An 8,524-nucleotide genomic window follows, 5' to 3' on the forward strand; every position below is an offset into this window, starting at 1 on the left:
CCCGCACGACCTCCGAGAAGTCCCGGGGCGCACGCCCCAACACCTCCCGCACCCCGTCGGAGACATACGCGTTGCGCCCGTCGAGCAGCTGCTCGAACACCTCGAGCAGAAACTCCGCCTCCTCCTCCGGCGCCCCCGCCTCCACCAGCCGCGCCCCGTACGCCTCCACCGGCACGGACGTGTACCGCATCTCCCGCCCGCACGCCGCGCCGATCTCCGCGACCGCCTCCCCGAACGTCAGCAGCCGCGGCCCCGTGACATCCACCGCCTGCCCCACGTACCGCTCGCCCCCCGTCAGCGCGGCCACCACCACCTCCGCGACGTCCGCCAGGTCCACGAACGGCTCCCGCACCTCCCCGGCCGGGAACACCAGCCCGCCCGTCGCCCGCAGCTCCTCCGCGAGCGGCCCCTCGCTGAAGTTCTGGGCGAACCACGAAGCCCGTACGACCGTCCAGTCCGCGCCGGACTCCCGCAGCGCCTCCTCCGCGGGCCGCGCAGCCTCCTCGCCCCGCGCCGACAGCAGCGTCAGCCGCCGTACCCCGAGCCCCACCGCCTCGTGCGCGAACAGACCCACGTCGCGGGCCGCGTCCGGCGCGCCGATGTCGAAGGGGTGCACCAGATACGCGGCGTGCGCGCCGCGCAGGGTGTCCGCCCAGGTGGTGCGGTCGGTCCAGTCGAAGCCGGTGGCCCGCGACACGGGCCGTACGTCCAGCCCGGCCGCCTCCGCGGCCCGCGCCACCCGGCGTCCCGTACGGCCGGACGCGCCTGTCACCACCACTGTCATGTCCTTCGCGTTCTCCGTCATACCTCCAGTGAACGCCCGCCCCCGCACCTCCCCCAATGGCCGATCCGCTCACCCGCATACGCATGCGTCCACACCCCGCGGACCCGGCACCGACGGCCCCCGCACGGGCCCCGCCCGGCCCTGCGCCCTGACCTACGCTGACCGCATGACTGTTCCCGTCGGCACACGGCCGCTCACGGCGGGTGACCCCCTGGCCGGGCTCCTCGACGGCCCCCGCGCACGAGGAGCCTTCCTCATCCGCGCCTGCTTCGACCCGCCCTGGGCCGTGCGCGTGGAGGACCGCGCCCCGCTCACCGCGATGCTCCTGGTCCGCGGCGAGGCCTGGATCGTCCCGGAGGCCGGCGAACGGGTCCGGCTCGGCCCCGGCGACCTCGCGATCGCCCGCGGCCCCGCCCCGTACACCTGCGCCGACGACCCCGCGACCGAGCCGCAGGCGCTGATCCTGCCGGGCGGCGAATGCGCCTGCCCCGACGGCCGCGCACTCAACGGCTCCATGGACCTCGGCGTCCGCGCCTGGGGCCACCGCGCCGACGGCGCCACCGTCCTGCTGATCGGCACCTGTCGCATGCGCACCGACGTCGACACACGCCTGCTGGACGCCCTGCCGCCGCTGCTGTCCCTCACCGACGCCGAGTGGCGCTGCCCGCTGACCCCGCTGCTGATGGAGGAGATCGCACGGGACGAACCCGGCCAGGAAGTCGTCCTCGACCGGCTCCTCGACCTGCTGCTGGTCGCCGCGCTGCGCGCCTGGTTCGCCCGCCCCGGCACCGACGCCCCCGACTGGTACCGGGCGCTCGCCGACCCCGTGGTGGGCAGGGTGCTGCGCCTCCTCCAGGACGACCCGGCACGCCCCTGGACGGTGGCGTCCCTCGCCGCGGAGGCCGGCGTCTCCCGCGCCGCGCTCGCCCGCCGCTTCACCGAGCTGGTCGGCGAACCCCCGATGACCTGGCTGACCCGGCTGCGCCTCGCACGGGCCGCCGACCGGCTGCGCTCCGGCGACGACACCCTCGCCGCGATCGCCCGGCAAGTGGGGTACGGCAGCGCGTTCTCCCTGTCCAGCGCGTTCAAACGGGAGTACGGGGTGAGCCCGCAGGAGTACCGGGACCGCGCCCCCGCGTCCACCGGGAACTGACGGCGGCGCGCGGCGTAGCCTGGCAGGCATGTACACGGAGCGGCCGGCCCGGCTGCCGGGCGCCGTGGTGTGGACGAACACACCCGACGGTGCCACGGCGGCGCCTGTGCTGCCCGACGGCTGCATGGACCTGCTGTGGCACGAGGACCGGCTGCTCGTCGCCGGCCCCGACACGCGGGCGTACGCCCCGCAGGGCCCCGCCGCCCCCTGGTCCGGCGTCCGCTTCCACCCCGGCACCGCGCCCGCGCTGCTCGGCGTGCCCGCGCACGAACTGCGGGACCGGCGCGTCGAACTGACCGACCTGTGGCCCGCCGCCCGCGCCCGCCGGCTGCGCGCCCGCGTCGCCGCCGCCCGCACACCCGAGGCGGGCCTGGAGGAGGCCGCCCTGCACCTCGCGGCGGAGGCCGGGCCGCCCGACCCGCTGCTGCTGAGGCTCGTCCACGCCCTCGACGCGGGCCGGCCCGTCGGCGCCACCGCCGACGAACTCGGGCTCGGCGCGCGCCGGCTGCACCGCCGGGCGCTGGCAGCCTTCGGCTACGGCCCGAAGACCCTCGCCCGCGTCCTGCGCCTCCAGCGCGCCCTCGCCCTGGCCCGCGCCGGAGTGCCGTACGCCGAGACCGCGGCCCGCGCCGGATACGCCGACCAGGCCCATCTCGCCCGGGACGTACGGCAGTTGACGGGCCGGCCGCTGGGGGTGCTACTCGGCGGCCGGTAGCGGCGCGAACAGGTCGACGCCGTTGCCGTCCGGGTCGTGCACCACGGCGTACCGCTGACCCCAGAAGGCGTCCCACGGTTTCAGCTCGCCGTGGTGGCCGGCGTTCACGAGGTCCTCGTACACCGCGTCCACCTCGTCCGGGCCGGAACACAGCAGCGCCAGCGCGGCCCGCCCGCTCCCGGTGGGCGCACGCCAGCCGGGGTGGAAGGAGCGCACGGTGTCCTCGGTGTCCAGCAGCAGCCGCACCCCGCCGGGCAGCACGGCCTCGGCGTGCGGCTGCTGTTCGGCGCCCTCCGGGAAGGGGAAGCCGAGCCTGCGGTAGAAGGCGACGGAGGCGGCCATGTCGGACACGACCAGCCCGATCGCATCGAGTCGTGGAGTCATACCGGCACGGTAGGAGCCGCCCGGGCGCCGCGTCTTGAACGAAACGGACACCGCACGGCACCGGCCGCCGCCGTACACAACCCGTGCGGCACGATGGCCCCCATGAAGCGTCGATCACGCGCCCTGCCGCGGTCCCTGCCCGTGAGAGCCCTGCTCGTACCGGCCCTGCTCGTGCCGCTCGCCGCGTGCGGCACGGAGCGGGCGGGCGCGTCCGGCGACGGCGGCACGCAGGCCACGGCACCCGCCGACCCGGCCGACCTCGCCGCGCGGGCCCACGCCCGCGGCGTCGCCCCCGAGCACGTCTACGTCACCGACGTCCCCGGCCACACCCTCGCCCAGCAGTCCGTCGGCGTGATCGGCGACGACGGTTTCACCGCCTCGTACGTCTCCCGGGGCGACGGCACCACCGTCCAGCTCACCGTCGACCGCACCGAACACGCGGCGGGCGCCTGCCCGAGCCCCGTCGGCGGCACGGATGCCGCGCCCTGTGTCCGCGACGGCGAGATCTGGTACCGGGAGGGGACCGGCGGGCACCGCGAGTACACGGTGCCGAAGGACGGCCATGTCGTCCGCGTCGGCGGCGACGGCGTCCCGCGTGACGTCCTGCGCACCGCCGCCGAACATGTCCACCGTCCGACCGCCGCCGAACTCGACACGCTGATGCCGGCCGGGACGGGGACCGGGGAGGGGGCCGGTTCCGTGGCCGGTTCCGGGAGCGGTTCTGGCGCCGGTGAAGTGGCCGGGGCCGGGGCGGGCGGCGGTCCCGTCGAGCGCGGTGACCTGCCTCCGGAGGGCGACGGCGCCCCTGACAATCACGTCGGCACCAGCGGTTGAGCAAGCCGTCGCCGCCCGTCGCGCCCGTACCCCCGGAGGCCCCGCCATGCACAGCGCACGCCTGCTGGTCTACACCCGCACCACCGCCTACCGGCACGACTCCGTCCCGGACGCCGTGGCCGCCCTCCGCGCGCAGGACGGCCTCACCGTCGAGCACACCGAGGACCCCGCTGCCCTGGAGGCCCCGCTGGACGCGTACGCGGCGGTCGTCTTCCTCTCCACCAGCGGCGAGGTCCTCACCCCCGACGGCCGTGCCCGCCTCGCACGGTACGTGGAGGCGGGCGGCGGCTTCGTCGGCGTGCACGCGGCGGCCTGCACCGAGGACGACTGGCCGTACTACCGCGATCTGCTCGGCGCCCGCTTCACCCGCCACCCCGCCCTCCAGCCCGGCACGGCCGTCGTCGGGGACGCCGCCCATCCCGCGACCCGGCATCTGCCGCCGCGCTGGGACCTCACCGACGAGTGGTACGACTTCGACGCCGGTGCGCGCGAGGCGGTGCGCGTGCTGCTGAGCGCGGACGAGTCGTCGTACGAGGGCGGCGGCATGGGAGCCGACCACCCGCTCGCCTGGTGTCACGGCCACGGCGCCGGCCGCGTCTTCTACACAGCCCTCGGACACACCTCCCAGCTCTGGGCCGACCCGGTGTTCCTCGCCCATGTGCGCGGCGGCATCGACTGGGCGGCGGGGGCGGCGGACGGCGGCGGCCTCGGCGACGGGGCCACCCAGTGACGTTTCTGCGGTGAACCGATTGCCCCGATGGGGTGAGCAGAGGACTTTCCCCGCGAAAGTCTCACTTCGGCAAAGGAAGATCCTGTCCGGCAGAGGGCCGCCGCGTTCCCGCGTGGCGGCCCGCTCGACGTATGTGATCCCACACCAGTGGAGGAGCCGGACCTTGACCTACGGGACCAAGCTGCGGGAGCGGATCGCCGCGCCCGGGACCACCCCGCTCATCGGCGTCCACGACATGTACTCCGCGTCGCTCGCGGCCCGGCACTACGACGGCATGTTCGTGTCCGGGTTCGGTTTCGCCGCCTCCTACTACGGCCTGCCCGACATCGGGTTCATCGCCTGGCCCGACATGGTGGCCTTCGTGCAGCGGCTGCGCGGCGCCTTCCCCGGCCATCATCTGCTGGTGGACATCGACGACGGCTACGTCGACCCCGAGGTCGCCTGCCATGTCGTGGAGAGCCTGGAGCGGATCGGCGCCTCCGGCGTGGTCCTGGAGGACCAGAAGCGGCCCCGCCGCTGCGGTCACGCCGACGGCAAGCAGGTGCTGCCGCTGGAGGAGTACCTGGAGAAGCTGGATCAGGTCCTGAGGACCCGCCGGGACCTGGTCGTCGTCGCTCGTACCGACGCCACCGACGAGGACGACATCCTGCGCCGCGCCGAGCGGCTCGCGGCCACCGACGCCGACGTGGTGCTGGTCGACGGGGTGCGCAGCGTGGAATGGATCCGCCGGATCCGGGAGGTCGTCGGCGGCAAGCCGCTGCTGTTCAACCAGATCGCGGGCGGCAAGTCGCCCCGCCTCTCCCTCGGTGAACTGGCGGCGCTGGGCGTGGACGTCGCGATCTACAGCACCCCGTGCCTGTTCGCCGCGCACGAGGCGATCGACGCCGCGCTCGCCGGGCTGAAGGCCGCCGACGGCCGGCTGCCGGAGGTCGCCTCGGGGCGTGGAGTCGGCGTCGAGGCGGCCACGCGGCTGCTGGAGGGCAACCTGACCGGCCGTCGCCTGCCCGGCGCCGGTGACGGCCTCGACGCCGGCTCCGCCGGGGCGGCGGGGCGTGCGGTGGGCGTGCCGGTGTGACGCGGGGCGGCCCGGCGCGCACGCCGAGCGCCATCCGGTCGGAGCGGACGAAACCGCCGTCGGCGGCTCCGGCAGCTCCCGCGCCCGCCGCCCCGCCGCCGTCTCGTCGGACCCGGCGTGCCGCACCTGCTCCGGGCGGTACGGCACCCCGGCCGCCGCCAGCGCCGACCGGTACCCGGCGACGCGGGCGCCGCTGCACAGCGCGCGCCGGTCCCCGCCGATCACGGCGATGCGCCGGTGGCCGAGGGCCGGCAGCTGTTCCGTCGCCGTCACACCGCCCTGCCAGTTCGCGGCGCCCACCGACACCGCACCGGGCGGGGGTTCCACCACCGGGTCGAGCAGGACGAACGGGATGCGGTGCCCGTCCAGCCAGGTGTACTGCGACGGCTCCGCCAGGTTGAACAGCACGCCCGCCGAGCCGCGCACGGCCCGCCTGTCCAGCCGGTCCCGCTGCGGCCGACCTCGCCTGCCCCGGGCCAGGCCCGCCGGCCCCGGACCGCCGATCTCCCCTCGGACTTCCCCCGGTCTCCCCCGAACGGCCCCGCGGACCGCCCCACCGCCGGAATACGCGCGGCCGTTGTGGTGCTCTGGTTGTTCCGGAGCACACGTGCGGCGAAGGGCGGTGGGCTATGACGGCGGACCTGTCGGACCCCGTGGTCCGGACCCCCTACGGGGCGGTACGCGGCAGGCGCGAGCACGGTGTGGCCGTGTTCCGGGGCATCCCCTACGCGGCGCCGCCCTTCGGCCCGCGCCGGTTCAGGCCGCCCGAGCCGCCCGAGCCCTGGGACGGGGTGCGCGACGCGGGCGCCTTCGGGCCGACCCCGCCGAAACCGCCGTACTCCGAGGCCTTCGAGAAGTATCTGTCCGACCCCGTCGTCCCCGGCGACGACTGCCTCAACCTGAACGTGTGGACCCCCGACCCCGACCCGGACGCCCGGCTGCCCGTCCTGGTCTGGCTGCACGGCGGCGCCCTGACCCGCGGCTCCTCCGCCGTGGCGGTGTACGACGGGCACGCCTTCGCCCGCGACGGCGTCGTCCTCGTCTCCGTCAACTACCGCCTCGGCGTCGAGGGCTACGGCCTCTTCCCCGACGCCCCCGCCAACGCCGGTCTGCGCGATCAGCTCGCCGCGCTGCGCTGGGTGCACGAGGCGATCCGCGCCTTCGGCGGCGACCCGGGCCGCGTCACCCTCGCCGGGCAGTCCGCCGGCGCGATCAGCGTCGGCGCGATCGCCGCCGCCCCGCAGGCCCAGGGCCTGTTCCGGCGTGCCGTCCTGCAGAGCGGGCCGCCGGAGGTCTTCGCCCGCGACAAGGTACGGCGCATGGTCCGCCGCATGGCGGCACGGCTGAAGATCCCCGCGACCGCGCAGGCGTTCGCCGAGGTCGACCGTGACCTGCTGCTGCGCACCCAGGCCGAGGTCGGCCGGCTCAGCAGCCCCGTCCTCGGCGGGCCCACGTTCGGTCTCGTCGTCGACGGCGACGTCGTGCCCCGCGACCCGCTGGAGGCCCTCACCGACGGCACCGCCGCCCCCGGCGCCGAACTGCTCCTCGGCTGGACCCGCGACGAGTACCGGCTGTGGCTCGTGCCGGGCGGCCTCCTCGAACGCGTCGACCGGCTCGGCCCCGTCGCACTCGCCGGCGCCATGGCCCGCTGCCACTGCGGACCCGAGGTGCCGCGCGGCTACCGCGCCCTGCACCCCGAGGCGGGCACCGCCGAGATCGTCGGCCAGATGGTCACCGACCATCTGCTGCGCCTGCCGCTGCGGCGCCTCGCCGACGCCCGGCCCGGCTCGGCGTACGTGTACGAGTTCGCCTGGCCGTCCCTGCTGCCCGCGCTCGGCGCCTGCCACGCCCTCGAACTCGGCTTCGTGTTCGACACCGGCGAGGTACCCGAGTCCGCGAAACTCGCCGGCCACGGCGCGCCCCAACGGCTCGCCGACGACATGCACCGCGCCTGGGTGCGCTTCGCCGTCGACGGCGACCCCGGCTGGGAGGCCTGGGACGACACCCACCCGGTGCGCGTCTTCGGCGAGCTCCCCGACGCGACCGGCCACGCCACCGGCAGCCCGGCCTCCGCACCGGCATCCGCGCTGTACGGCCCGGCGACCGCCCCGGCCGACGCGCCGTACGGCACGGGCACCCCTGCCGCCGACCCGCCCCACGCGCCGTACGAGCCGGGCCGCCCCCCGACCGCCGCACCCGTCCCGCAGCCCGCACCCGTCCCCCGCGACGCGGGCATCGCGCCCGTGCCGGTCGCCGAGGCCGCCGAGTCGGTCCTCGCCGGCGGCGCCACCGAACCGCTGCTCGCCGCGGGTGCCGACGAGCCGCTGCCCGGCCCCCGGCCCGTCGAGCCGCCCGCCGTACGCGACCCGGCCGCCGTACGCGATCCGTACACCGTGCGAGGCCACCGCGACGCCGAACTCGCCCTGTGGACCGGCGCAGAGGTCACACCCGCAAAATCCACACCCGCATCGGACCCGGCTCCCGGTTCGCCCACCCGTGGTACGGAACTGCGGTCAGTGGTACGGCGCTTCCGTCGCTCCGTAGCCGTCCGACGGCGCTGATCACCCGCACTCCGCCCAGCAGCCCGGGCGCGTCCCGCACCTCGGGGCGCGTCCGGCGGCATCACCCCCGGTCCTGCCCTGCGCGGCCTCCTCACGGCGGTGGGGGAGCGGGGACGGCCGGAGTCTCACCAGCGGCCGAGGCCCCGGTCGATCGGTTCGGGGCCGATCAGTGGAGCGAAACCTTCAGTACGGCGATGAGCGGACGGCCGGTTCACGGGCAACGACGGCCCGGGACTGGGCGCCTCGCACCGACAGCCCCCGCACCCCCGGACACCCGCACCCCCGGAC

The 8,524-nt window shown here is 76.2% G+C and carries 7 protein-coding genes and 3 pseudogenes; 6 read left to right on the forward strand and 4 right to left on the reverse strand.

The genetic code is table 11. The features are described 5' to 3' along the window. Positions 1-805 (reverse strand): NmrA family NAD(P)-binding protein (locus MTQ10_RS24165; RefSeq protein ID WP_247472270.1); only part of this gene is annotated, 805 nt, incomplete at its 3' end. A gap of 145 nt (positions 806-950) precedes the next feature. Here MTQ10_RS24165 and MTQ10_RS24170 point away from each other — a divergent pair. Both MTQ10_RS24170 and MTQ10_RS24175 read left to right on the forward strand, forming a co-directional pair. Next, positions 951-1,937, forward strand: a complete 987-nt coding sequence (locus MTQ10_RS24170) for an AraC family transcriptional regulator (RefSeq protein ID WP_247472271.1) — start codon at positions 951-953, stop codon at positions 1,935-1,937. Positions 1,938-1,965: 28 nt separating this feature from the next. Next, the gene (locus MTQ10_RS24175) at positions 1,966-2,652 is read left to right on the forward strand and encodes a helix-turn-helix domain-containing protein (RefSeq protein ID WP_247472272.1); all 687 of its coding nucleotides are present in this window, start codon (positions 1,966-1,968) and stop codon (positions 2,650-2,652) included. Here MTQ10_RS24175 and MTQ10_RS24180 read toward each other — a convergent pair. Continuing rightward, entirely contained in the window at positions 2,635-3,036 is a 402-nt protein-coding gene (locus tag MTQ10_RS24180) for a VOC family protein (protein ID WP_247472273.1), read from the reverse strand. The two genes, MTQ10_RS24175 and MTQ10_RS24180, sit on opposite strands and share 18 nt — an antisense overlap. Before the next feature lie 102 nt (positions 3,037-3,138). On the opposite strand from MTQ10_RS24180, the gene MTQ10_RS24185 reads away from it, so the two are divergent. The 3 genes from MTQ10_RS24185 to MTQ10_RS24195 all read left to right on the forward strand — a co-directional run bounded on the left by MTQ10_RS24185 (position 3,139) and on the right by MTQ10_RS24195 (position 5,675). Beyond that, positions 3,139-3,870: a hypothetical protein gene (locus MTQ10_RS24185; RefSeq protein ID WP_247472274.1), complete on the forward strand. Its 732-nt coding sequence runs from the start codon at positions 3,139-3,141 to the stop codon at positions 3,868-3,870. Between the two features lie 46 nt (positions 3,871-3,916). Next, positions 3,917-4,600: a ThuA domain-containing protein gene (locus MTQ10_RS24190; protein ID WP_247472275.1), complete on the forward strand. Its 684-nt coding sequence runs from the start codon at positions 3,917-3,919 to the stop codon at positions 4,598-4,600. A gap of 163 nt (positions 4,601-4,763) precedes the next feature. Further along, positions 4,764-5,675 (forward strand): isocitrate lyase/PEP mutase family protein, encoded by a 912-nt coding sequence (locus MTQ10_RS24195; protein ID WP_247472276.1) that lies wholly within the window; start codon positions 4,764-4,766, stop codon positions 5,673-5,675. Between the two features lie 19 nt (positions 5,676-5,694). On the opposite strand, the pseudogene MTQ10_RS24200 reads toward MTQ10_RS24195, so the two are convergent. Further along, positions 5,695-6,161, reverse strand: a pseudogene (locus MTQ10_RS24200) (substrate-binding domain-containing protein); the annotation flags it as partial. A gap of 143 nt (positions 6,162-6,304) precedes the next feature. Between MTQ10_RS24200 and MTQ10_RS24205 the strand changes: the two are divergent. Then, positions 6,305-8,203 (forward strand): annotated as a pseudogene (locus MTQ10_RS24205) (carboxylesterase family protein); the annotation flags it as partial. Here the strand turns inward: MTQ10_RS24205 and MTQ10_RS31735 are convergent. Further along, positions 8,163-8,276 (reverse strand): annotated as a pseudogene (locus MTQ10_RS31735) (hypothetical protein); the annotation flags it as partial. The pseudogenes MTQ10_RS24205 and MTQ10_RS31735 sit on opposite strands and share 41 nt — an antisense overlap. Positions 8,277-8,524: the final 248 nt, after the last annotated feature.

This window comes from Streptomyces sp. XM83C (assembly GCF_023072675.1).
Classification (GTDB): domain Bacteria; phylum Actinomycetota; class Actinomycetes; order Streptomycetales; family Streptomycetaceae; genus Streptomyces; species Streptomyces thermocoprophilus.